30 protein-coding genes and 1 tRNA gene are annotated in these 23009 nt (G+C 63.7%); 10 read left to right on the top strand and 21 right to left on the bottom strand.

Going from position 1 to position 23009, the window contains the following annotated elements:
- The first annotated feature begins 123 nt into the window (after window positions 1–123).
- Window positions 124–618, top strand: a complete 495-nt coding sequence (locus tag QJT78_RS38435; protein ID WP_249169832.1) for a LysR substrate-binding domain-containing protein — start codon at window positions 124–126, stop codon at window positions 616–618.
- Window positions 619–672: 54 nt separating this feature from the next.
- Here QJT78_RS38435 and QJT78_RS38430 read toward each other — a convergent pair whose 3' ends face one another.
- Both QJT78_RS38430 and QJT78_RS38425 read right to left on the bottom strand, forming a co-directional pair.
- Window positions 673–2100, bottom strand: a complete 1428-nt coding sequence (locus QJT78_RS38430; RefSeq protein ID WP_028152115.1) for a caspase family protein — start codon at window positions 2098–2100, stop codon at window positions 673–675.
- Between the two features lie 205 nt (window positions 2101–2305).
- Entirely contained in the window at window positions 2306–3181 is an 876-nt protein-coding gene (locus tag QJT78_RS38425) for a DMT family transporter (protein ID WP_028152116.1), read from the bottom strand.
- Window positions 3182–3329: 148 nt separating this feature from the next.
- Here QJT78_RS38425 and QJT78_RS38420 point away from each other — a divergent pair, with 148 nt between their 5' ends.
- Window positions 3330–3728, top strand: coding sequence for a RidA family protein (locus QJT78_RS38420; RefSeq protein WP_028152117.1), 399 nt, complete (start codon window positions 3330–3332; stop codon window positions 3726–3728).
- Between the two features lie 58 nt (window positions 3729–3786).
- On the opposite strand, the gene QJT78_RS38415 is transcribed toward QJT78_RS38420, so the two are convergent.
- The 3 genes from QJT78_RS38415 to QJT78_RS38405 all read right to left on the bottom strand — a co-directional run bounded on the left by QJT78_RS38415 (window position 3787) and on the right by QJT78_RS38405 (window position 5417).
- Window positions 3787–4332 (bottom strand): hypothetical protein, encoded by a 546-nt coding sequence (locus QJT78_RS38415; RefSeq protein WP_028152118.1) that lies wholly within the window; start codon window positions 4330–4332, stop codon window positions 3787–3789.
- The gene (locus QJT78_RS38410) at window positions 4277–4621 is read right to left on the bottom strand and encodes a hypothetical protein (protein ID WP_014495138.1); all 345 of its coding nucleotides are present in this window, start codon (window positions 4619–4621) and stop codon (window positions 4277–4279) included. The genes QJT78_RS38415 and QJT78_RS38410 overlap by 56 nt, the downstream gene beginning before the upstream one ends.
- Window positions 4622–4829: 208 nt before the next feature.
- Complete coding sequence (locus tag QJT78_RS38405; RefSeq protein WP_028152119.1) at window positions 4830–5417, bottom strand: formyltransferase family protein; 588 nt, start codon at window positions 5415–5417, stop codon at window positions 4830–4832.
- A gap of 188 nt (window positions 5418–5605) precedes the next feature.
- On the opposite strand from QJT78_RS38405, the gene QJT78_RS38400 reads away from it, so the two are divergent.
- Together QJT78_RS38400 and QJT78_RS38395 are read left to right on the top strand one after the other, a co-directional pair.
- Window positions 5606–5890, top strand: a complete 285-nt coding sequence (locus QJT78_RS38400; RefSeq protein ID WP_028152120.1) for a hypothetical protein — start codon at window positions 5606–5608, stop codon at window positions 5888–5890.
- 337 nt (window positions 5891–6227) lie between these two features.
- The gene (locus QJT78_RS38395; protein ID WP_028152121.1) at window positions 6228–6461 is read left to right on the top strand and encodes a hypothetical protein; all 234 of its coding nucleotides are present in this window, start codon (window positions 6228–6230) and stop codon (window positions 6459–6461) included.
- A 5-nt stretch (window positions 6462–6466) separates the two neighbouring features.
- On the opposite strand, the gene QJT78_RS38390 is transcribed toward QJT78_RS38395, so the two are convergent.
- A complete protein-coding gene (locus QJT78_RS38390) occupies window positions 6467–6769 on the bottom strand; it encodes a hypothetical protein (RefSeq protein WP_028152122.1) in 303 nt (100 codons plus the stop codon).
- A 207-nt stretch (window positions 6770–6976) separates the two neighbouring features.
- On the opposite strand from QJT78_RS38390, the gene QJT78_RS38385 reads away from it, so the two are divergent.
- Entirely contained in the window at window positions 6977–7189 is a 213-nt protein-coding gene (locus QJT78_RS38385; protein WP_028152123.1) for a hypothetical protein, read from the top strand.
- 6 nt (window positions 7190–7195) lie between these two features.
- On the opposite strand, the gene QJT78_RS38380 is transcribed toward QJT78_RS38385, so the two are convergent.
- Together QJT78_RS38380 and QJT78_RS38375 are read right to left on the bottom strand one after the other, a co-directional pair.
- A complete protein-coding gene (locus tag QJT78_RS38380; RefSeq protein WP_028152124.1) occupies window positions 7196–9241 on the bottom strand; it encodes an acetoacetate--CoA ligase in 2046 nt (681 codons plus the stop codon).
- 693 nt (window positions 9242–9934) lie between these two features.
- Window positions 9935–10162 carry a hypothetical protein gene (locus QJT78_RS38375; protein WP_038953129.1) on the bottom strand — a complete coding sequence of 76 codons (228 nt, stop codon included), beginning with the start codon at window positions 10160–10162 and terminating at the stop codon, window positions 9935–9937.
- A gap of 489 nt (window positions 10163–10651) precedes the next feature.
- On the opposite strand from QJT78_RS38375, the gene QJT78_RS38370 reads away from it, so the two are divergent.
- Window positions 10652–11731 (top strand): AI-2E family transporter, encoded by a 1080-nt coding sequence (locus QJT78_RS38370; protein ID WP_240537744.1) that lies wholly within the window; start codon window positions 10652–10654, stop codon window positions 11729–11731.
- Between the two features lie 97 nt (window positions 11732–11828).
- Complete coding sequence (locus tag QJT78_RS38365) at window positions 11829–12221, top strand: NUDIX hydrolase (RefSeq protein ID WP_038944849.1); 393 nt, start codon at window positions 11829–11831, stop codon at window positions 12219–12221.
- Window positions 12222–12358: 137 nt separating this feature from the next.
- Here the strand turns inward: QJT78_RS38365 and QJT78_RS38360 are convergent, their stop codons facing one another.
- From QJT78_RS38360 to QJT78_RS38350, 3 genes are all read right to left on the bottom strand, one after another.
- Window positions 12359–12601: a hypothetical protein gene (locus QJT78_RS38360; protein ID WP_028152128.1), complete on the bottom strand. Its 243-nt coding sequence runs from the start codon at window positions 12599–12601 to the stop codon at window positions 12359–12361.
- 187 nt (window positions 12602–12788) lie between these two features.
- Window positions 12789–13031 (bottom strand): hypothetical protein, encoded by a 243-nt coding sequence (locus QJT78_RS38355; protein ID WP_028152129.1) that lies wholly within the window; start codon window positions 13029–13031, stop codon window positions 12789–12791.
- A 671-nt stretch (window positions 13032–13702) separates the two neighbouring features.
- Window positions 13703–13873, bottom strand: coding sequence for a hypothetical protein (locus tag QJT78_RS38350; protein ID WP_167541702.1), 171 nt, complete (start codon window positions 13871–13873; stop codon window positions 13703–13705).
- 213 nt (window positions 13874–14086) lie between these two features.
- Between QJT78_RS38350 and QJT78_RS38345 the strand changes: the two genes are divergently transcribed.
- Together QJT78_RS38345 and QJT78_RS38340 are read left to right on the top strand one after the other, a co-directional pair.
- Entirely contained in the window at window positions 14087–14455 is a 369-nt protein-coding gene (locus QJT78_RS38345) for a hypothetical protein (protein WP_049807936.1), read from the top strand.
- A 342-nt stretch (window positions 14456–14797) separates the two neighbouring features.
- The gene (locus QJT78_RS38340; RefSeq protein ID WP_038944852.1) at window positions 14798–15466 is read left to right on the top strand and encodes a hypothetical protein; all 669 of its coding nucleotides are present in this window, start codon (window positions 14798–14800) and stop codon (window positions 15464–15466) included.
- 421 nt (window positions 15467–15887) lie between these two features.
- Here QJT78_RS38340 and QJT78_RS38335 read toward each other — a convergent pair whose 3' ends face one another.
- Window positions 15888–16046, bottom strand: a complete 159-nt coding sequence (locus tag QJT78_RS38335) for a hypothetical protein (protein WP_223153540.1) — start codon at window positions 16044–16046, stop codon at window positions 15888–15890.
- Window positions 16047–16350: 304 nt separating this feature from the next.
- Here QJT78_RS38335 and QJT78_RS38330 point away from each other — a divergent pair, with 304 nt between their 5' ends.
- The gene (locus QJT78_RS38330) at window positions 16351–16587 is read left to right on the top strand and encodes a hypothetical protein (RefSeq protein WP_049807937.1); all 237 of its coding nucleotides are present in this window, start codon (window positions 16351–16353) and stop codon (window positions 16585–16587) included.
- A gap of 78 nt (window positions 16588–16665) precedes the next feature.
- Here QJT78_RS38330 and QJT78_RS38325 read toward each other — a convergent pair whose 3' ends face one another.
- The 9 genes from QJT78_RS38325 to QJT78_RS38285 all read right to left on the bottom strand — a co-directional run.
- Window positions 16666–16938 (bottom strand): hypothetical protein, encoded by a 273-nt coding sequence (locus QJT78_RS38325; RefSeq protein WP_038944853.1) that lies wholly within the window; start codon window positions 16936–16938, stop codon window positions 16666–16668.
- 176 nt (window positions 16939–17114) lie between these two features.
- On the bottom strand, window positions 17115–17405 hold the full coding sequence (locus QJT78_RS38320; protein ID WP_028152134.1) for a hypothetical protein: 291 nt from the start codon (window positions 17403–17405) through the stop codon (window positions 17115–17117).
- 163 nt (window positions 17406–17568) lie between these two features.
- Window positions 17569–17724 carry a hypothetical protein gene (locus tag QJT78_RS38315; protein WP_249151530.1) on the bottom strand — a complete coding sequence of 52 codons (156 nt, stop codon included), beginning with the start codon at window positions 17722–17724 and terminating at the stop codon, window positions 17569–17571.
- 213 nt (window positions 17725–17937) lie between these two features.
- Window positions 17938–18219 carry a hypothetical protein gene (locus QJT78_RS38310; RefSeq protein WP_049807938.1) on the bottom strand — a complete coding sequence of 94 codons (282 nt, stop codon included), beginning with the start codon at window positions 18217–18219 and terminating at the stop codon, window positions 17938–17940.
- 764 nt (window positions 18220–18983) lie between these two features.
- Window positions 18984–19214: a hypothetical protein gene (locus QJT78_RS38305; protein WP_028152136.1), complete on the bottom strand. Its 231-nt coding sequence runs from the start codon at window positions 19212–19214 to the stop codon at window positions 18984–18986.
- A gap of 813 nt (window positions 19215–20027) precedes the next feature.
- A tRNA-OTHER gene (locus tag QJT78_RS38300) sits at window positions 20028–20131 on the bottom strand.
- 48 nt (window positions 20132–20179) lie between these two features.
- Window positions 20180–21478, bottom strand: a complete 1299-nt coding sequence (locus QJT78_RS38295; RefSeq protein ID WP_208086952.1) for an integrase — start codon at window positions 21476–21478, stop codon at window positions 20180–20182.
- Window positions 21471–21905, bottom strand: coding sequence for a hypothetical protein (locus QJT78_RS38290; protein ID WP_240537890.1), 435 nt, complete (start codon window positions 21903–21905; stop codon window positions 21471–21473). Before QJT78_RS38290 ends, QJT78_RS38295 begins: the two co-directional genes overlap by 8 nt.
- Window positions 21902–23009 (bottom strand): hypothetical protein (locus tag QJT78_RS38285; RefSeq protein ID WP_281460482.1); only part of this gene is annotated, 1108 nt, incomplete at its 5' end. The genes QJT78_RS38290 and QJT78_RS38285, both read right to left, overlap by 4 nt.

The following is a 23009-nucleotide window of genomic DNA, read 5'->3' as shown; positions in this document are numbered from 1 at the left end:
TAAACGTCCTGCCTGACCGGCTACTGCTGTTCAGCGGCGCTGACGGCGATCATCAGGTGGGGGAGTTTCAAGTGACCATACCCGGGGGATTTTGACCGACCCACGGGGATCACATGCGATGCGATGGATGACCTTTACGATGTCGAGCGCTTCCCGTTCTACCGCGAGCCATACCTGCTCGTGGTGCCGCGCGGACTGGAAGCGGAATTCGCCGGCCTTGATTTGCGCGAGATCCTCGCCCGGCATCGTCTGGTCCGGCATAGTGAGCGCTCCTATGTCGGCGCTCAGGTCGAGCGCCATCTGAGCCGCTTGGGCATTCGACCGCCACGGGCCTTCGAGTTTGATACCTCGGACAGCCTGGTAGCCATGGTCGCGACCGGCATGGGCGTGGCGATCACCACGCCGCTGTGTCTGTTGCAGGGGCTTGCCCACGCGGCCCAGGTCAGCGCTCTCCCGCTGCCGGGCCCTGGATTCTTTCGTGAGCTGCTTCTGGTGACCCGGCGTGGAGATCTCTCATCATTGGCGCCGCGCATCGCCGAGATGGCGCGAATGAGCATTACGACGCAGGCGATGCCGCGCGTCCGGACGCTCGTGCCCTGGTTCACCCAGGATTACTAGCAACGAAAAAGCCCGGCGCGAGCCGGGCTTTTTGTGTTTGCGATTGGTCTCGCCTCAACGGCGGAACATCCCGCCCATCATGCCGCCGACGACACCGCCGACGAAGGCTGCGCCGGCATCGCCGCCGCCGCTGTTGCGATGCTGAACCGGTGCGCTGCTCTGGGCCTGGGCCGGGGCAGCACGCCGGGCCGGCTTCGCGCTGTCGCCGCTCGCGGTGGCCGGCGCGGCCGCCACGATCTCGGACAGCAGGGCCTTGTGCTGGAGCTTGTTGAGGTAGCCCGTCGACGGGTAGCCGCGGGCGGCCTGCCAGCGCTTCAGCACCGAGCGGGTCTCGTCGGTGAAGGCACCGGTCACCTTGGTGTCGAAGCCAAGCCCGGTCAGACGGCGCTGCACGTCGCGGCGCTGGCCCTTGTCGAGGCCGATCTGGTCCTCGGTGAGCTGGGTGGAGTCATCGGTGAAGGTGGCGGGATCGATCCCGGAGTTCAGATTGCGGGTCGCCGTGGACGGGCCGCTCTTGATCGCCGCAAGCCGCGCCAGCGCCAACGCCTTGAACTGGCCGTTCGGATAGGCCGAGAGATAGGCGTTGAGCTCTTCCGGCTTGTTGGATTCCTTGACCGAGCGCCAGTACTCGAGCTCGACACCGTCGGAGCTGCTTGCTGCCGCCGGCACGATTCCGGAAGCGGTCGGGGCTGCGTTGGCAACCTGCGTCTGCTGCGACGGGTTGAGATAGACCGCGCCGATCAGGTTGGTGTGGCCCCAGGGCAGCTGGCCCTTGCGGGTCTCTTCGTTGACCTGGGCACGCACCGAGGTCATCGCCTGCTGGATCTCGACGCCGGGCTTGGTGATGTTGTCGATCAGCGCGCGGGTGAACGGGCTGTTGTTGCCCTCCTGGCCGTCGAGCGCGGTCTGGCCCGGGCCGGTGGCGAACGCGATCAGCGTGCCTTCGCCCGACTTCATCTCGGCAAGACCGCTCTGCACGTTAACGCTGCGCGTTGCCGAGTTCGACTTGATCTTGGCGGCGAACGGATTGTCGCGGCAGGCGTCGAGGAAGACGAGCTTGACCTTGGCGTCGCCCATGGTCTGCTCGAGCGTCAGGTCGATGTTGATGGCCGCGCCGAGCTTGACGTCCATCTCCGACTTGATGTCGGCGTCGACAGGCAGGAGGTAGTTGCTGCCGCTGACCGCGATGCCGTGGCCGGCGTAATAGAACACTGCGACATCGGAGCCTTGCGCCTTGCGGCCGAAGTCCAGGAGCTTCTCCGTCATCTGGTCGCGGGTGAGGTTGGATCCTTCGATCACCTCGAAGCCGACGTTGCGCAGGGTCGCCGCCATCGCCTTGGCGTCGATCGGCGGGTTCGGCAATTGTGCGACGTTCTTGTAGGAGCCGTTGCCGACGACGAAAGCGACACGGCGGTCGGCCTTCGCGGCACTGACCGACAGTGCCATGCACATCAGCGAAACGAGCAGGGTGAGAGTGCGCATCTGAAATCCCCAACAGAATCGAATTGCAGGCAGCAACAAATTGGCAACGAACCTACACGAAGTGCCCGACTTCGCGCCACCAAAACGGCGGTACGGCGTATTCAACCCGCTGCTGTGTGGCCGAATGTGCACGATGGAATAACCCTCCAACGTGATCCAGATCACACGGCCACTTCGTTTTTGTCGCGTGAGGCTGCGCGCGGGTTCACTGCGCGCGGGCGGGAACCGGGGCGGTCGGCTTCAGGTTCAGGAGGTTGCCGCACAGGATCAGCGTCGCGCCGAGCACGGTCCAGGCGTCGAGTCGCTCCGAATACAGCAGCCAGCCGACAGTCGCGGTGAGCGGCACCCGCAGAAAGTCCATCGGCACCACGATGGTTGCATCCGCGTAGCGGAGCGCGCTGGCGAGGCAATAGTGCGAGAATGTGCCGCAGACCCCGATGACGAAGAGCCATCCCCAGAGGGTGGCTGACGGCCAGGTCCAGACATAGAGCGTCGGTAGCAGGCCCACGACCATCTGCACCACGATCATCCAGAACAGGATCGACAATGCGCTCTCGGTCCGGGTCAGCGATTTCGCCAAGATCATGGAAATGCTGAAGCCAATCGCGGCCCCCAGTGCGATCAACTGGCCCGGATTGATCTCGCCGGTGGCGGGCCGCACGATCATGACGACGCCAACGATGCCGAGCGCGATGGCGGCGATCTTCCAGACGGTCATGCGCTCGGACAGGAACGTTGCGGCCAGCAGCGCAGTCCAGATCGGCATGGTGAATTCGATCGCGACGACCTGGCCGATCCCGATCAGCGTCAGTGCGTAGAACCAGCCGAGCTGCGCGAAATAATGGACCCCGTTGCGCGCGAGGTGCTGGGGCAGGCGTTTGGTCGCGACCGCCTTGAAGCCGCCGGCCCGGTAGATGATCGGCAGCAGCAGCGTGAAGCCGATCACCGAGCGCACTTCCATGATCTGGAAGACGTTCAGCTCGCGCGTGGTCTCGCGGCCGGCAACCGCCATGACCAGCATCAGCGCCAGCCAGCCGGCCATCCACAGTGCAGCCATCGTTTTGGACGGTGTCGCGGTCATCGTTGCTGGTGCGGGGCGATCGAACCTGAGGGGAGGGCCGGTATCGGCGACATCGCCGGCGTTTGCAACGGCCAAAACTGCGGATGCAGCGATGCAGGGCGGCGTGCTAAGGCATCATTGAACAACAAGAAAAGGGAGATCTTCGCTCATGCAAATCTTGCAGCCGGCCGAATGGAAGAAACCGCGGGGCTTTTCTCACGGCGTGGTGGCCGAAGGGCCTGGCCGCTGGGTGGTGCTGGCCGGGCAGACCGGCGGCGACGAGACCGGCAATTACGCGCCTGACATGGCGGCGCAGGTCGCAACCGCGCTGAAGCGGATCATCAAGCTCCTTGGCGAGGCCGGAGCCGGCCCGGAGCACATCGTTCGCCTGACCTGGTACCTGACCAGCCGCAGCGAATATGAGGCCGCGGGCGCCGGCATCAGCGCGGCCTGGAAGGAAACGCTGGGGCGCAATTTTCCGCCCTCGACGCTGCTCTACATCGGCGGTCTCGTGGACGAGCGCGCCAAGGTCGAAATCGAGGTCACGGCGTTCGTGCCGAACGCATAAAGCGCATGAAAAAGCCCCGGCGCAATCGCCGGGGCTTTTGGCTTGGACGCGGTCCGCCTTAGCGCGACAGCGAGATGTTGGCGCCGCGGAACTGGCTGTCCGCGCGCATCGTGACGCTCTGCTTGTTGCCGGACGTCTTCAGCGAGATGTTGGCGTTGAAGCCGGCGGTCGAGGCGACCAGCTCGTAGTTTCCGCCAGCGCCGCGGCCCTGGAGGGAGCCGCTGATGTTGCGGCTGGCCTCGGACCAGCTGCCGGCGACGGCGCCGCCTTCAGCCCTGACGTTGGCGCCGAGATTGAACTTGTAGGCGTCGCTGGCGCAGGTCAGCGACATCTCCATCGTCGGTCCGATCGGGGCGTATCTGGCCCGGCAGCGGATCCGTTCGGTCGAGCCGTCATCCAGCGTGACGGTGCCGGCACCGCTCCAGCTCCCCGCCAGCGGGGCGAACGGGCCGGACTGGGCCTTGCTCTCAGAGTTGGCGATCCCCGCCGCAAACAAAACGGCGGCCGCGATCAGCAGCCGCCGGCTCACGACGCTGATCCCGAATTTCTTACTGGCGCGATGCTTCCCACCGTCCGCTGCACGGTATGCCTGCAGATGCTCCATTCCACTTCCCCGATCCGGCGTTGCCGCTGAGTTGACCGTTGGCATATGCACCATTGATCGAAACTTTCACAAGTCCCCCGCTGCCGATGGTGCCGGAAACGTTAGCGCCGGGCGCGGTGATCTTGCCGTCGGCAACCGTCAGCATGGAGCTCGCGGTCGGCTCGCAGGTGCCGCTCTTGGTCACGATGGTGACATGCCAGTTGCCGTCATAGGGGGTCTGGGCGAAAGCGGGAGCGGCGAGGGTGATAACTGAAGCGGCACAGAATGCCGTAATGCGACCAAAACGCATGAATTCCGTCCTTGAATCTGTCTGATATGCTGACGCTTATTCGGCCCAAATGTGACGGAAATTTGTTGCATTGCCAAAGCGAAAATTGTTCCAGTGGAAACAATAGTTTATTTGTGTTTCCGGCTGCAATTTTCGAAGCAGAATCAACGCGCCTTCACGTTAAGGGTAAACGTCAGGAGAGACTCAGGGGAAGGACTGCGGAAAGGACTCAGGAAAGACTTGGCGCCAAGGTCGCGAACTGCTCGTCCTGAACCTTGGAGGGCAGCGCCTTGTGGACCTTGACGTAGTCGATCACGTCGGCCAGCAGCTTGAGGCCGAGCGGAGCGAGCGCGCGCTCCCAGAGCTCGCGGGCCGTCTCGCCCTTCCTGACGAAGCACCAGTCCTGGGCGGCGATGGCGCCGGCGTCCATGCGGTCGGCAAGATGATAGATCGTGCCGCCGGCGACCGGATCGCCTTCCTTGATGGTCCATTCCACGGCGGCTTTGCCACGGTGACGCGGCAGCAGCGACGGATGATAGCCGATCCCGCCGTACTTCGCGGCGGCCAGGGCGTCCTTGCCGATCCGGGCGTGGCTGTGGGCGGTGATGATCAGGTCGGTGTCGGGGCCGATTTCAGAGGCGACCACCAGCTTCGGATTGGCCTGGACCGCCACCTCGATGCCGGCCGCCTTGGCGCTCGCCGCGAGGCGATCCTCGGCGTCGGCCACGACGACCCGCACGATCGAGACGCTGTGCTCCCGGAGCATGTTCAGGGTGGTCACGCCGAAATGGCGGGAGCCGACGAGGGTAATGCGCATGGGTGTCCGATCCGTCTCGCAACTGCGTCATCCCCCGATAACACGTCGGTGCGTCCTGTCACCAGCCGCGGGCGGTTTGTGCCGGTTATCAACAATGCACCGGGCGCGGGGCGCGACGGACTCCGCGATTGCGCAGCCGGCCGTTCCGGTGCTTCCATGCGCGTATTGCACCGTATCGGAGCGAGCGCATGCGAAGCGCGTGGTTTTTCCTTCTCGCGGCACTGAGCGTAGCCACGCCCGCGCGCGCCGGCGGGCCGTACCCGGCGGTCCCGCCCGAGGTCGGGGTGGCGCCGTTCATCGGTCCGACGTGGGATGTCTTTCGTTGCGCCGAAGGGCCGGTCTATAATTTCTACCACGGCGCCTATTACGGCGAGGAGCCGCCCGCGCTCTATCGCGGCTACGCCTACAGGCCGTACTACCGCTACAGCGCCTACCGCAGGCTGCCGCGCAAGTATTTTTGCGTCACGGATTAGCGTTGCCGGGCGGCCACAGCGACAGCAAATGATGCATCCGCCGGTTCCTCTGTTTCATTCCTAACATAACGAGCCCCCATGTGCCGCTAGAATACACCAACCGGGGCTGGCCAAATTTGATTCCGAATCCGTTTTCGAACCCGGCTTTGGCCGCTGGCGAGTGATCGCCAGCGGCTTTTCATGCCGGCGCCATCACGAAATCATCAAACGGTAACGCGTTCTCAACCTGCCTGTCGTATCGACGAATCCGTCGCGGATTTGTATTGCGTACCGCGACACCAAAAATGTCCCGCCGGCGTGGGTGCGCCGCGTGGGCTTTTTTGCCGGGACCGACTTCATGCCGAGCGCAATTGAGCAGATCGTGGACGCCTATGTGCGGCTGAAGAACCGTCGTGGGCTCGACGAGCTGATGATGCACAGGCAGCGGCTCGCGGTCGATCTGAAGAGCAGGTCCGGCTATGATTTCAGCCTGCCGATCGGCAAGATCGACGAGGAGATCGCGATCATCGAGGAGGGGCTCAGCCGGCTGAAGGCCCAGTCCGCGGATGCCCGCGGGATACGTCCGATCTGACGCGCTCAGTCGCGCCGGCCACCATCGATGACGGTGAACAGCGGCCGTGCCTGGGTCGGCTCGACCAGCAGTTCCTCCACCAGCGCGGTTGCCGCATCGACATATTTGCGCGTCGGTTTGTCGAGCTCACGTCTGGCCTCGTCGTCGAGCGCGACCTTTGCGGCCTCGACCAGCTTGCGCATGCGCACCGCATGGTCGTCGCCCGCCGTCAGCGTCGCGCGCGCCAGCGAGCGCAGCACGAACAGCTCGCCTTCAAGGCGGAGCAGGCGGTCGTTGAGCCTGGAGAGGACTGCGTTGAGATCGGCCATAGCTGCTGTTCGTCGCGAAGGATCCATCCTGATCTAGCGGCGATCGGTGAACGGAATCCAAACGCCATTGGCGCAATTGGGTTGATCTCTGGCGTCTCCCGGCAGCGGCGATGCCGCCGATGTGAGGCATCGTGACGTTGCGATGCATCGTCCCGGCGTGGTTCCCGCACCACATAGAAGCCCGGGTGGACGTCTGGAGCACTTACGATGCGGTCTGTCCTGGCTTTTGTCCTCTTGATTGCAACATGCGCCGCGGCGGCTGCCGCGCCAGCGCATCATGCCCGCCCGCGCCATCACGTCGCCGTCCATCTGCCCGAGGACGCGCCGGTGCCGCCCGGCTGGTACAAATTTCCCGGGCAGCCGCCGATTCCGCCGTCGGAGAACAGGAATCTCGATCCCTCCAATTTCGGCGGCGGTTGATCGAAGCTACGCCGCGTTTCGGGCGAGATAGTCGCGGGCGAAGGCGAGATACCAGTCGAGGCAGGCGGGATTGGCCATCGCCTCCTTGTTGATGACCTTTTCGACGGGCTGGCCGAGCAGCAGCTTCTTGATCGGCAGCTCCTGCTTCTTGCCCGAGAGCGTGCGCGGGATCTCGGCGACGGCAAAGATCTCGTTCGGCAGGAAGCGCCGGGACAGGCCGGCCTCGATCGCCTTGTTGATCCTGGCCTGCATCGCAGCGTCGAAGGCTGTGCCCTCGCGCAGCACCACGAACAGCGGCATGTAGCTGTCGCGGCCGAGATATTCGAGGTCGACGACGAGGCTATCCAGCACCTCCGGCAGCGCTTCGATCGCGGAATAGAGCTCGCTCGTGCCCATGCGCAGGCCGTGCCGGTTGATGGTCGCATCGCTGCGGCCATAGATGATGCAGGAGCCGTCCGGATTGACCTTGAGCCAGTCGCCGTGCCGCCACACCGGCCCGCGGCCGCTGCCGTCGAAATTGTCCGGATAGGTCTCGAAATAGCTGGAGCGATAGCGCGCATCGCCCTTGTCGTTCCAGAAACGGAGCGGCATCGAGGGCATCGGCTCGGTACAGACGAGCTCGCCGACCTCGTCGATGACGGCGCGGCCCTGCTCGCTGAAGGCTTCGACCGCCGCGCCGAGCAGGCGGCACTGCATCGCGCCCGGCGTCTGCGGCAATTCGCGGTTGCCGCCGATGAAGGCGCCGGCGAAATCCGTGCCGCCGGAGATGTTCGCCCACCAGATGTTGGCCTGCGCCTTACTGCCGTTGATTTTCGACAACGCCGCGAAGCGATCGTTGAACCAGGCTTGCGTATCGGCGCTGAGCGGCGAGCCGGTCGAGCCGAGGCAGCGCAGCCGCGAAAGATCGCCGGCCGCAGTGAGATCGATCTCGGCCTTGGCGCAATTGGCGAAGAACGCCGCGCCGGCGCCGAAGAAGGTCGTTTTCGACTGTGCCACGAACCGCCACAGCGTGGTCCAGTCCGGCTTGTCCTTGGTGCCGCCCGGGCTGCCGTCGAAGATGCAGCAGGTGGTGCCGCTGAGCAGGCCGCCGACCTGCGAATTCCACATGATCCAGCCGGTCGAAGAGTACCAGTGATAGCGCTCGCCGAACGAGTTCTCGTGGTAGGAGCAGCCGAGGTCGTTGTGCAGGCCCAGCAGCGCCAGCACCACGATGACGATGCCGCCATGGCCGTGCACGATCGGTTTCGGCAGGCCGGTGGTGCCGCTGGAATAGACGATCCAGAGCGGATGATCGAACGGCAGCCAGGCCGGCTCGAACGCGTCGATCGCGGCGCCCGTCCTTGCGACGATGTCGGAGAGGCGGGCGTCCGGCGCTGCGGGCGCGGCCTCGCTGTGCAGGATGACGTGCTCGACCGTCGGCAGCGATCGCCGCAGCTCCGCGACGACGTCCTTGCGATCATGCCGGCGGCCGGCATAGGTGACGGCATCGCAGGCGATCAGCACCTTCGGCTCGATCTGCTTGAAGCGGTCGATCACGGCGGGCGCAGCCATATCGGGCGCGCAGACGCTCCAGACCGCGCCGATGCTGGCGCTCGCCAGAAACGCGATGATGGTTTCGGGGATGTTGGGCAGGTAGGCCGCGATCCGGTCGCCGGGCTTGATGCCCTTCTCCTTCAGATGCAGCGCGAGCGCCGCCGCCTTGCGCCGCAGCTCCGGCCAGCTCGTTTCGTCGAGCTTGCCGTCCTCGCCGCTACTGACGATCGCGGGCAGGCCGGCGGCGTCGGCGGCCTCGACATGCCGGAACACCTGCCGCGCATAGTTAACCTGCGCGCCGGGAAACCACACCGCGCCCGGCATCTTGCGCTCGGTGATCACGGCCGCAAACGGCGTCGGCGATTGCAGATCGTAATAGTCCCAGATGCTGCGCCAGAAGCCGTCGAGATCGCGCACCGACCACTGCCGCATCTCCTCGTAATTCGCGAAGGAAAGGCCACGCTGCTCGGCGAGCCAGTTGCGATAGAGAGCGATCTGGGGAACGAAGGGTGCGGTCATTGCGTGTCGGATTCTGTTGCGGAGAGAGGAGTCTAACCGGTGTCGCGGCTGAGCAGAAGCGTCAGTTCCTCATCCCTGCGTCACGGCAAAGCGCTCGCCGCCGATCCCGGCCTGATGCCGCGCGGCCGGCGCTGAAGCTGGCGTTCAAACGCCCTCAAAGCAAAAGCTGAAAAACAACCCCATACACAGTAGCGGGGGTATTGAATGCATTCGTCATTTTCAGCTGGTGCCAAGCAGGTCCTTTCGGACTTGTCCAACGCGAACAGCCGACCGATATCTCGACGGCGCGACGCATCGCCTCGTCCGGATTTGACACGTCGGGCAAAACACTGGCAGAGTGGCATCATCGGAAATTCGTAACACCCGCGCGGGGAAAGCTGCCGCGGGTTTTTTGTGTCGTAGCAGTTGCCGTGATCAAAGGATCGCCATTGTTCCGCACAACGGCGGGGCTGACAATCGCAGCGGGAATTTTGCGTGAAGCGCTTTGCCCGACGGCGGGCAAGGTGTCACTGCGAACTCCGTCGATGCATTGTGCGTCGTTGCTTCAACATCGCAATGACGGCGAGAGTGGCGATGGGGTTTCGTAGCCCGGATGGAGCGAAGCGCAATCCGGGGTTCGTGCAATAGAGCGACACTGGTCCCGGATTTCGCTTCGCTCCATCCAGGCGACCGCAGTGAGAACCTTGCCTCGGCCTACCGACCCACTCCCGCCCATCGTCTCCCGAACACCGGCGGTTTTGTCTTCACCGCCTGCCAGCCAAAGAAGTGGTGCTTGCCGGACCAGGTGTGCACCACGCCGCTGCAGATGCTGCATTTGAAGCTGCCGGTGTGGGCTTCGCTGTGCTCTTCCCGTGTCGCGGTGTAGTTCATGCTGCAACCGGTGCAGGTGAATTCTTCGGTCGTCCAGATGCTGTTGGCCATTGCACTTCAGTGTTCTTGGATGCGTTGGGAGAAGCGTAGGTGCGAGCCTTTGCAGCCGCGTAAACCGGCCCCGGGAAATCCGGTTAATGGTCGTTAGCCAAACCCCGCGTGCAAGCGTGCAGCAGCGCCGGTCAGCCCAGATCTCGCCACCGGCCCGGCGCATCCGCACCCGCCTGATCGCGCGCAGCGGCGGCCGGCTTGCACCCGGCCGGACCGGACCTTGTCGTGGATCGCGCAAGTGTAGCGCCAAAAGCTCGGCGCGGCGCCTGGCTCGAGCGCATCGTGTATGCCGTGATGAATGCCGGTGCTGCAATCGGGCTCTTTGCGGCGGCGCTCCATCGCTTCGAAATCCGCTTCGGGCCGAAGCGTCCCTTAAATCCCGGCGCTTCCGCGGGCCCGGTCGTCTTGACGCCGGATGCGCGGCTGGCAATAACGCTTTGCCGCGCAAGTGCCGGAACCCGCGTCAATGCCGCAAGGAAAGGCGTGCCCGTGAAAAGTCTCCGTCAGCTCCTGACGGGAGAGGACATCATCCAGCTCCTGATCCGGGTCGGCCTGCTTGGCCTGCTGATCATCTGGACCTTCCTGATCATCCGCCCGTTCGTCCCGATCCTGGCCTGGAGCGCCGTGCTCGCGGTCGCGTTCTATCCGGCCTTCAGCTGGGTCGCCAAGATGCTCGGCGGCCGCCCGAAGACCGCGGCCGCGATCCTCACCCTGATCACGCTCGGCATCGTCATCGGCCCGGCGACCTGGCTCGGCCTCAGCGCGGTGGACGGTGCGCGCGAGCTGGCGAAGCAGCTCGGCACCGGCGACCTCGCGCTGCAGTCGGCGCCAGAGCAGCTCAAGTCGTGGCCGGTGGTCGGCCCTTGGCTCTTTGATCTCTGGGATCAGGCCTACAACAACATCCGTGCGGTGCTGCGCGAGGTCGCGCCCTATCTCCAGCCGCTGGCGGGACCCTTGTTGTCGCTTGCGGGCGATGCGAGCCTCGGCACGCTCCAGTTTCTGGTCTCGGTGTTCGTCGCCGGCTTCCTGTTTCCGCATGGGCCGCGGCTGGTTGCGGCCGGGCGCGGCTTCCTGTTCCGCATCGTGCCCGAGCAGAGCGAGCATTTCCTGGAGCTTGGGGGCGCCACCATCCGCGCCGTGGCGCAAGGCGTGATCGGCGTCGCCATCGTGCAGGCGCTGCTCGCCGGCATCGGCTTCAAGATGGCAGCCGTGCCGAGCGCCGGCCTGCTCGCCTTCATCGTGCTATTGCTGTCGATCGTGCAGATCGGCGCGTTCCTGGTGATCCTGCCGGTGATCATCTGGATCTGGACCGCCAAGGACGTCACCACGGCGCTGCTGCTCACCGTGTTTCTCGTCCTCGTCGGCTTCATCGACACCATGTTGAAGCCGCTGGTGATGGGGCGCGGCCTCACCACGCCGACCATCGTGATCTTCGTCGGCGTGATCGGCGGCACGCTCGCCCACGGCATCGTCGGCCTGTTCATCGGGCCGATCATCCTGTCGGTGGCCTGGGAGTTGATGATGGCCTGGATCAGGACCGAGGACCGGGCGGCGGCGAGCGAAAGCTGAGCTGCTCGCAGGGGCTGTGGTCAAAGCGCCCCGCGAACTTGTCTATTCAACTAGACAAGTTACGATAGGGCGATTCTGTTTTCGATCTGCGGCAGCAATGGCGAAGTCTTCCAAGCTGGTCGCCGCAAAACGCGGCAAGGTATTGTTGGTCAGGCGGCGGTCGGACGGCCTGTGGATGTTCCCGGGCGGCCGCAAGCGTTCGCGCGAGTCCGACAGGGACTGCCTGCGGCGCGAGATCAAGGAGGAGCTGCCCAAGCTGAAGCTCGGCCGGATCAGCCTGTGGAAGGAAGTGACGGCCAGGAATAAGCGCTCCGGTCGCAAGATGAGCGACGCGATCTTCATCGCCAAGGGCGCCAAGGGCAGGCTCGAGATCGGCGACAAGAAGGAGATCGACCGCGCCGCCTGGCAGAAGCCGCGCGGCATCCGCCTGACGCCGACCTCGCGCTACATCCGCGATCGGCTGTTTCCGAGCAAGCCGCGGCGCCAGTGAGGAGGGGGGCCGCGTCTTCGCGGCGCTGGTGCGACAAATCGACCGCTGGTCCACAACACGAGCCCGAAATCGACAGATCATCGTGCGGTCAGGTCGGCCGACGGTCGTGGTCTGATCGAGACGGCCCCAGCCAGCCGCTATTGCTTGACCGCCAGCGTGTCCAGGCAATGGTTGAGATAGACGGTACGATCCCTGGGCAGCACCTTGTCGAGATCCGCCTTCAGCGCGCATTCGCGTTGCCGCATCTGCTCGGCCCGGCGCTTCTCGGCCGCCTCGCGATATTCGGGGGCAACCTTGTTGGGATCGACCAGCGCCTGCGAGCGGGCGGGAGCGGTCACGGCGAACGCAATGGCGGCGATGATGATAATGAACTGCTTCAAATGAGCCTCCGTAAAAGGGCTCATGCTAGCGCGAGGGCAGCGAGGGCTCAAACGCTGAGTACGGCGAGGCGACCGATCGCGCAGCCTGTCCAAGCTGCGTCCGAGAGCCTGTCGGCGGCGTCGGTTTCGACGACCTGACGTCGGCCAAGTGAAATCGGCCAAGTGAAGTCGGTGAAGTGAAGTCCAATCACTTCGAGGCGTGGTCGATCTTGTGCCCGAGATGCCCGGTGTCGTGATCGCGACGCAACTGGCTCAGCGAGGTCTCGTTCAATTGATGCAAGACCTCGCTGAGCGGGGTCGCATCGGGATAACCGGCCGCAAATGCCTTTCCGTAGATCTTGCGCAACGTACCGACCAGCGTGTTGCCGTGCTTCTTGCTGATCGCGCCATCCTTGTCCCGATGGCGACCGTCCAGGCCCGGTTCCTTCATGTGGTTCTCCCTGTGCGGCGTCTTAAGCGCCTGGAGAGAGCGTGCTCCCAAACGAATTGGTTGGCAACGGTGCGGAGCGCGGGAGTTGAGCGGGGGTTCGCTCCATCGCAAGAGCGTCGCGTTCGCGCTTCGCTCTCCTAGCTGTGAAGTCGCGTCAGATCGCGGTGGGACGGTCGGCGCATTACATGAGCGGGAGCGGACTCGATTGGAGCCGATACGATGCGTCTTGTTTTGGCCCTGGGCCTCTTGATTGTCTTGTGCACGTCTGCAGACGCCGCGCACCACGCACGCGCGCACAATCCTGCGGCACGCCATCCTCCGGTCGATCGTTTCGGCACCGAAGTGAATCCTCGCGTACGCTTCGCGGTCCCCGGCTGGAGCGATGAAGCAACGGCGCGCTGGCTCAATAATGCCTCGTCCAACGTCGGCCGAGGCGGATAGCCACACCCGGACGTGGGTGCGGGAAGATCGGAGGCGCCGTGTGAACCAGTTCACACTCGCGCTTCGAGACCGGTGCTATGAAGGCCTCATTGCTTTTACCGATTGATATTTTGAAAACGCCCCAGCGCTCCCTACCAGGCGCTGGGGTTTTCATTTCGATCACGATCACGGCTCGCGAAGCGTGATCGGACCGGGCGGGTGCTTTCTGAAAAGTGCCGAAGGGTGGGCGACTAAGCGGCTTGCTCCTCGAACGAGGTGTAGACCTGCCCAGCCGGATCGACGATCTGAACGTCCCAGCACCCGTCTTCGACGAGCTCTCTGGCCTTCTTGAGGGCGGCCGCGAGTGACAGCCGCTTGAGGCTGACGACGCCTGCCGTGTCGAAACCGCTGATTTCAAACATGCCGTTCCTCCGGTTTTCCTGAATCTTACACCTTTCGAGGGCGTTGTCTCCCGGCTTTTGTGGCAAGGCCCATGGAACCGCAGCTGCAGTGTCCAGTGTAGCGCGGTGGCCGCCATCGTGCCATCGGCCGACCCTGATGGTCGTGGCGCTCCCGTCGCGTTCAGGCGTCATTCAGAGGGCTTGTCTATCTTGCGGCCTTGGAGGACCGCTTCGATGTTGATCACCACTATTGCGACAATCCTTGCTCTTCATGGCGGTGCAACGGCGCCTGCCGCAGCTGTCGAACGTCCGCTCGAGGTGCAGTATCGCGGCGTGCCGAGGCATCCGCCGCCGTGCGGCGATCATTGGGATCAGAGCGCCCGCGACGGGATGTGCTATCCCAACGGCTATCTCCGTCCCGAAGACCAGGCGGCGCTGCAGGGGTACTATCAGGGCCCGCGGCCTTACTATGGAATGCGCCGGCGTCCGGTGCCATGCGGCCACGGCGCTGACGTCGATATCCGCGACGGTGTCTGCTACCCCAACGGCACGGTTCCACTACAATTCCAGGACCGGCCAGAGAATTACTATCGGCGGTACTGAGAGACGGGCCGTCAGGCGTGAGGCCGGGTGTGCTCCGGATCAGTGTGCTCTTGACGAGCTAGCTGCCGAGCCGGCCCAGCGCCACGACTAAGCGGCGTGCTCCTCAAACGAGGTGCGTACGCGCCCGGTTGTGCTTCGAAGCAGGCTGCCGCGTGACTCATTCCGTCGCATCGCCCCCCGTAATCGGCCGGGGCGGCCGGGCCTGCCAGGCGGCCACGTCGCTAACGTGGAATTAATCCAAAATGCCCACAATTTTAGACAGTTGTAGGTGGGTGCTGCGTAGAGGAGCCGTCGCGAGGACGTTCCGGCGTCGGCTTCCTGTTGCTCGCTCATTTGAGGTCAATGGACATGACCACGACATCCGAGGCGCAAGGCCTCGTCGAACAACTCGACCCCGCAGCGCTCGCGCTCGCAGTCGCAGCACTTGAGCCCGCAGCCGCGGAAGCTCCAGAACCGGCCAAGCGGTCCAGCCGGAAATCGGTCCTGGCACTGTCGGTGTGTGCCGTGGCCATCAATGGTGCGGCGGCGATCTATACATTGCCGGCTGATCTTCCGTCGCCGAATCTCAGCAGTCTGGCTGAACTGCTTCCGCGCCGGGAAGCTTCCGCGCCAAAGGCGGATCCGGTTGTCGCTGCCTTGAAGGACATTCAGTCGGCCCAGCAGCAACACACGGCTTCGCTGCAGGAGAGCAACCACGCCTTGCAGCAAAATGCTGCTCTGCTGCAGCAGGATTCAATGGTGCTGCTTTCGCTGCGACAGAGCATCACAGACGAACGGGTCGATGTGAGGAAAATATCCTCGCAGCTGTCCACGCTCATCGCGAAGGTCGATACGCTGCAGAATGCAATGATGTCGGACGTCACGTCCTCGATCCGAAAAGCGAATGCGCGCTATGGACTATCGGCAGCGATGCGCAAGCGGATGGTCCGGCAGTCGAAGTCCGTGGGGCCGGTTTCGGTTGGAGGCGCTCCGCTGAGTGTGCCGGCTGCTACGTCGGCGCCGGAAAGCTGAAGACAGGTCAGGCAAATCACCTGACACTACTGGCCCTCGAGCTCACGCTGGCCGGTCTTCTTGTCACGCCAGGCAGGACACGATGGCAAGCACGACGTCGGCGCCCAGGTCCCCTGAGTACATCGTGAAAAGGATGCCAGCGCCAAGAACAACAGCAAGGACCTTGAGAATAATCATTTTGAGATCCCCTCGTGGGTGAGGGGACACTGGACCCGGATTGTTTCCTGAGTGCTTCGCGTGATGCGGCGAACGGTTTCATTCACCGAGACGTTATCCGTGAGGGGCTGCTCGACCTAGAGGCCGCAACAGGGGCTGCTGCGCCCCGATGCATTTTCGAGATCAAGCCCGGGGGACATCGTAATCGAACTGGCACGCGCCAACGGTAACTTCAAAACTCTCTCGCAAGAGCGAGCGCAAGGTCTCAGTTGCTCCGTTCCGATCTCCAGCCGGTTTCCCGATGTGAAATGGTGGCGGTGATATCGGCATCTCTGCCGGCCGACTGGCGCCAGGCAGCCACGCCGAAACACACCGTCAGCGTCAATGTCGTCAGCAATAGCAGCACCGACAGAAACTGGCTCACGCACACCCCCAGCAAGATCACGCGCGAACGCGCGCACATCTGGTTGATTCGGAAAATGCAGTCCGACTGACCTAGGGAGCGTTTTCCCCAAGGTTGCAAACCCCTGGACCAAACACTCGTGGCCTTTGAGCCGCCGCGACTGAGGAGCATTGGCGGCCAGCCCGGCAAGCCTCCGGGACAAGCTGGCGAGCCTTTGAAGCTGTCACATTACTTTGACAGACAGGTGCCAATTTTGCAGGCGCTGGGATTTCAGAGCCCAGACAGGAATACGCGGCGAACGCTGCCAAGCGAATATATTCCGCTTGTGCAGCGTTCAGTATCCTCTCAATTTCGGGAGTTCGGCGTGTTTGATGCTGAAGTGACTGCGCTGCTCAGGGCGGTGCTCGACGAAGTTTGCGAAAATATTCCTGTAAGCGAGACGGGCGCCAGAGCGTACGTTGCCTCGAAGCTCCTCGATGCCGCGGCACATGGACAGCTCTCAACCGACGCGTTGAAAGCGGCGGGTCGCAAGGCCTTGAGCCCACCAACGATGTGGCGCTGATTATCCGCTCCACGCGCTTCTGGCATTGTGACATCGTTCGCCCAGCTTCGAGCAATGTCATCATCCGCCGACGAGCCGTTAGTTCGCTAGTTGAGCGCGCGCCTGTTTGATATTGCGTGAGACGGCGCGATCGTAGGCCGATAAAGCGGCATCGGTCGCTAACTCAACCATTTCTCGATAAGCGGCGTCGTTCGTTTGAGTGAAGCTTTCGCGGATTGCTCTGGCAAGCTGTTCGTCGGATATGGCGTCGCCCGGGGCCGCCCGTCCGGTGAGTCGGCTATACAGATTCAAGCGATACACGTCGGCGGCGATTTGCCAGGCCCAATCCTCCAGTCCCAGTTGTTGAACCACCCGCCCGACCCCCTTGCTCTACGCGCAGAAAAATTGGGGTAGTCGACGCTGGGCACAGAAAAAACTAACTCAGGTTAGAAAAAAATCTGCCCTACAAATTCAGGTGGAAGCCGCCGCTCGAGGCGCTAAAGACCCGGGGCCGCCGGCTCACGCTGGCGGGCCCCCTTTAGAATTCGCTAGTTGGGGGGGCTGCCGCTCTTGGCCTTGGACGAATGTTTCACTACCGGTTTGGCTGGCGTGGCCGGCTTCTTCGCTTCGTCGCCGCGGGCAGTTCCCCACGGATCGACTGCCTTCTGGTCGGGAACATTGCCGAGGGAGCGTTGATAGGCTCGCTCGGCCCGAATGTCGTTCGCCTTCTCGGCCTCCGTCTTGTCCTTAGGCTGTTCGCCGTACATTGGAACATGGTCCTCAGCCAATGCGGTCTGTGCGATCAGGGCGAACATGACAGCGACGGCGATTTTGCGCATCGAGAAACTCCCGGTTCTGCGACTAACATAACATCGCGCCGATTGCGGCATCAATGCATCAGAGTGGCGTCCGGTAACGGCTGATGACGCATCGTCGCCGCCGGTTGAAGCGGTAACGACCATGGCCCGCCGCCTGGGAGAGCAGGAAAAAGGGCTGATACCATCATTGGTCCCGCTTCAGTTTGCGCCGGCCCCAATGCGGCTCTTTCCCCTTCGGATTGAATTCGACGACGTGGTGTCGGTTTAAGGCCCGCATGATGCCGATCCAGGCGAACAGCGTCGGGCCGCCGCCTTCCGCTACCAGGATCAAGGCTTCCATCGCCGCTTGCCGCTCCGGTGCGGCGTGCTCCTTCTTCGGTAGCGCGGCCCCGATGAGGAACTATACCGCTTTGGGCACAAGTGGACTGAACTGATTGCCGGTTTTTCCTATGCTCGTCACCACCTGGCGACCCCATTACCGCCAAGGTCACCTCCAACGGCCCCGGCCTCCACACTTCAAAAGCCCCCATGGCCGGGGCCGTTTTTAAGATGGCTACCGATAGCCCATGCCGCCGATCGGCCCTCTTGCGTTCCAGTTGAAATTCGGTCGTACGTCTGCGCCACGCCCGCCGCAGGCGGTGCAGACGAAGCGCGGCTCGACATCTGACAGCCGGACATCGTCGGGCCAGCGAGCGGTGCCGAGAGCAACGTGATGGCCGCAGGGGCGATAGATGAGGACGCCGCGCAAGCCCATCTCGCGCATCTCGCCAAAGGTGATTTTGATTGACCGACCGTCGGCGTGCGTGGGCATGTGGCGGCGGGCAGGGCGAGGCATGCCGAGATCCAACCGCTGCGCGGGCGAGAGTCAAATTATCGATTCCTGGTGGCTCGGACCGCGCGCGAGCTACTGCGCGTCGTGGGTGGAAAAGCGCTCACTACGATCGACAGCGGTTTTGCGCCCGCCGGCTGAGGCGGTGAACGACGAGAGCGCGGGGCTTCGGTCCCGCGCCTAGATCAGCGGAAAATGGTTGTTCCTATATTGAAGGGCTGACGGCCCCGCAGGGCTCATGGGTTAGGAGCACGTGCCCGTGCCAACATTCATGGTGCGTTTGGGCGAAGCCAATCAAGGCCAGGATAATCAAAGCCACTACGACGCATCCGGCTACAACGTTCTGCATCATGGCTGCCACTCCAGGTAAACTGTGACTGGCTTACTCGGCCAGGCACCAGCGAGCAGGCCTTCGAAGTCCGCGCTGGGCGCCCGGTCACCGAGTGATCACCGCGGACGGTGACCGGGCGGACAAGCTATCTGGCGGGCCTTCTCAAAGCGGCGTGAGAATCTGCCAGATGACCAGCAGCACCACGATCACCATCATGACGTAGATAATCCTACGGCTGGTCTGGTTTATTCCGCTCATCGGATCACCCTGCACGGTTTTGCCCTTCTTGCGCAGTGGCCCGCCATCTGGTGTCGGCCCTCCCGGTTCAAGGCCCTCATGATGCCAACCCCCAGCTTGCGCCCGTCTACCTCGATCGGATCATCCTCGAACGGCCGCCCCAGCGTCGATCGGTCATTGCCGTGGGCTGACACCGCCTGCGCTATCTGGCGAAACCGGAGTCTAGAAGCTTCAGAGTCGAAATAGGCCACTTGCCGTCGTGGCCACCGATCGAGATCCGGAGCCCGTGCACCTCGTCAAGGAAGACGTGATCAACCGTCCCCGCCTTACCGTTGGTCAGGATAACACCCCTGCCGATTAGCTCCGTCTCGGCAGCATGAAGTTCTCGAAGGATGTTCGTCGCTCGTTTGGTCCAGTCATCGGACATGGTCATGCCCTTCGCGGCCGGCGGATTAGTGAAGATCAGTCCGAGCGGCAGATGCATTGAGGCCATCGCCGCTACGCGCGAGTCAGTGCCGCCAACCGTCCTTGTCGAGCTCGACCCTGAAACCTTCCGGCAGCCGCGGCGTCTCGCCTTCGGTCACGACTTAGGTGGGTGCAAATCGCCTTGAAGCCAGCGGCCATTGGAATGCATGGGATCTTCATGCGCTGCGAAGGTCGTAAGTGCGTGATTGCAGACAGCGCAGCGAAACATGTGCAAGTCCACGCTTAGGCTTTTTGGCTCGATGCTGACGAGCATCATCTGGGCCTTGCACCTCGGACAGGCGGGGCGCGCAAATGGAGCCGGCGGAATGGGCCGCGCCAATCTGGCGGCCCACCGTTGTTCGAACTTTCTTTCGAGGTCCACAGGGATCGTGCTCATGATCCGAACTCCGGGGTTCGCGATCCTGCCCCGGTGCTACCGCTTCAACGCTCACCGCGCCCTAAAGGTCCCAAAAGCACCAGAGGGAACCATCGCGTCCGCAGCGGCGCGGTAGTCGGCCGCCAGCGCGTTCAGTCCGTCGCGAGCGAAAACGAGATCGTCATCGTCCGCCCAATCCGAGCAAAGGCGCATGGAGCGCATCTGCCTGGAGTTGGCGGACGGGGAGGGCGTGCTGCCGCTTGAGCGCGCCGGCCTGCTGTTGATCGCGAGCAACTACCGCGCCGCCATCCTCGACGCCCAGGCCGGCAATCGTTTTGCAGACACGGTGCTCACACAGGGATTATTCCGGCGGCTCGCTTTTTCGGCTAAGTCTTTGATTGGGCTTGGTGAGCGCGCTGGGGCTCGAACCCAGGACCCCGTGATTAAAAGAAATATGGCCAAGGGGTTTTCCGGAGCAATTTCAAAGAAGCTGTCTACAAGACGCGCCCCCTTAACGGGCGATAATGGGCGGCCGGAGAGGGGGTTTGTAGACGCTCTCATGTGATGATCTTGAGGTTGCCGAGGACGTGCGGCCGGAGTTCTGCCCAGCCGGCCTCGAACTGCTGCATGGCAGCGCGCGCCAGCCGGAACTGGTTCACCCGCTTCGAATAGTGGTGCACCATCGCTGGGCTCATCTTGATGATGGCGGCGACCAGCGCCTCGGAGCAGCCGACCTCGAGGAGGTTGTTGACGGCGTTCTTCCGGATCCCGTGGAAGACGACGCGCTCCTCGCGGAAGCGCTTGAAGACGTCCCGGTTCAATTCCCGCTGCCAAGCCGTTTTGAACCCCTCATAGGTCCACGGCTCGCCGTCCTCCCGGAGGTGGAGTTTCTCATGATCCTGGCCAGTCGCCTTGATGATGGCCCGGTACTCGGAATGGATCTGGATCGGGACGATCCCGTTTGTCTTCTGGGCGATGATCGGCATCTCGCGGACGCCGTCCTGCGGCCGCTTCATCTCCACGACGTCGCTGATGCGCTGGCCGGTGAACAGGGCCGAATAGACCGGCATGTGGAGGCCGAGGCGGGCGTTGGCGAAGAAATGCTCGAAGGCCCAGGGCGCCCACGGCTCATAGGTGCCGTCCTCGTGCGGCTTCTCGGTCTTCTCGATGACGTTGACCTCGGCGTAGCCGCGGGGGATCCCCCAGTCGATCAGGCGAGAGATGGTGGCGCGGAACGCTCGGCCGGCAGAGGGCATGCCGAGCTCGGAGAAGACGTCGATCGCGGCTTGTGCATCGACGGTCGTCAATGCCCGCACCGGATCGTCGCCCCAATTCTCCTCGATCTCGCGGAAATGGCGGCTGTATTGCCCTCGGGTGGATTTCGAGAGCCCGCCGACACTGCGCCGGCCCGGCTTCCGCTTCGCGCCCGGCCGCGCTGCCGTCGGCTGCTCCTCCGCCGACGCCGACGGGTCGTTCCCCTTCAGCTTGAACGCGGCGCTGGCCTTGAAGTCGGTGATCAGCGCCCGGAATGTCCGGCGCTCGCCGGCGGCAAACTGCTTCGCGACCTCGACCGCTTTCTCCACGGCTGTCCAGAACTTCTCGGCGTCATCCGGCGCTGGCAAGTCATGCCCGCGGCCGGCCTCGTCGACGAACTTCCAATGCCAGATATTGTCGTCCCTGACGGCAGCCAGTTGCTCGCACAGCTTCGCCCGGGTGGCGAATTCGACGCTGAGGGGATCGGCCGGCAAAGGAACTCGCGGCCAAGCCTTCGGCGTGCCGCGGTAACGCTGATAGGCGAAATACCTGCGTCCGCTTGGCTTTTTCTCGCCGTGAACGTATCGCGGCAGGTCAACCATGCCCGCTCCGCTTCTTGGCCGCAAACCGCTCTCCCATGCTCCTGGCCGGGGCGGTAGGCTGCGCGGTGTCGGGGTGTCCCGTCAATGCCGGATCGGTTCCATGGCGGTCTTTTCTCCACCGGTCGATCTGCTCGAGGTCGAACATGCCGGTGTCCGGGTCGGGCGGAGGGAAGCCGCGCGCCTGAAGCCTCGGCAGGAGCTCGTTGAACCGGTCAAGGGTCAGGTGCAGGCGCCGCGCGGCCTTCTCCGGCGGGACGTCGCCGGGCTCGACACGGTACCGGACATCGCTGGGGCGGGGGCCGGTCATCATCAGCGGTTCACTCCTCACGCTTCGCCCGTAATTTACGCCGGCACTGAGCTCGACCGCCGCTGCCAATTCGGCCTGGCCACGGTCATCACCGGATTTTTGCGTTCGGCCGAGATTCATCGTGGTGCGCCCCTACGCTGCGAACAACCATTCCGCGGCGCGGACGTGTCCTTCTCGGGATAGTCGATGAGATCCTTGGTGCGCAGCGCGCTCCGCGGATTGGTGTAGCTGGTCGAGCTCGGCGAATACTGGGCGCCCTCGGCCGCGGTCGCGTTCGGTACCGCGCGCGGATAATGGTGGGCGATGGAGGTCAGGATGCGCGCTTCTGGCCCGGGGAGGTTGCCGAGCACGAAGTCGAGCAACGAACCGTTCAGCTTGAACTCCACCGCTTTCGCGACACCAGCAGCGGTGAGGGCCAGGTGATCGGCCATCGGATAGTCGATAAGTCCGCCGGTCTTCAGTGCGCTGCGCGGGTTCGTGTAGGAGGTCGAGGACGGGCTGTAACCAGCCAGCCAGGCGATCTGGGCATTCGAGGGCTTGTCGTGGCCGAGCCGCCGCCACGTCGCCAGCGAGTTGAGAATGCGCTGTTGCGGGCCGGGAAGGGAGCCATCGCCGCTCGCCGCCGGCGTTGGGGCGCGGCCGGTGGGAACGGCCGCGGGTCTCGGGGACGGAGATGCGCTTGGAGGCGCACCAGGCGAGCCCGATTGGGTAAACTCGATTGTCTCGGCGGCTATGTTCTGCACGAGGGAGTCAGCGAAGCCTCGGACGGTACCGCGAACCTGCTCCTTCAGGGTCTCGTAAGCGACCTTGGCCTGGCTGGCCGCTTCCCAGAAGCCGCGCTCGTAGCCACGCCTGTCGGCCGCCGCGATCGCATCGGCGCTGGCATCTTCGTGAGCGGCCCAATTGGCCATGCGGGAATTCAGCCTGGCGATCTCGGCGCGCAGGTGCCCAGGGTCGTCGCTCTCGACCTGCTTGACGGCGTCGCCGATGATGGCGCGGAGCCGTTCGCGATCGACGGCCGCCGTCTTGACCTGCTGGTCGGCCATGTCCCCCGTCGGCGTCGCGGAGTTGTCGTATGTCGAGATCTTCGGAAACTGCCGGAGCTCAGCGACTTGGGCCTCGCCGCTGCAGATCCAGCCCGACCCGGTCTTGAGCGAGGAGAGGGTCGTCGAGACGCTTTCGAAGGTCGTCTTGTCGCCGTTGGCCTTCAGCCATTTCTTGACC

The sequence above is a fragment of the Bradyrhizobium sp. Mp27 genome (genome assembly GCF_029953005.1).
GTDB lineage: Bacteria > Pseudomonadota > Alphaproteobacteria > Rhizobiales > Xanthobacteraceae > Bradyrhizobium > Bradyrhizobium barranii.
Note: the sequence above shows the minus strand (reverse complement) of the source record. Positions and strands in the feature narration are given on the sequence as shown.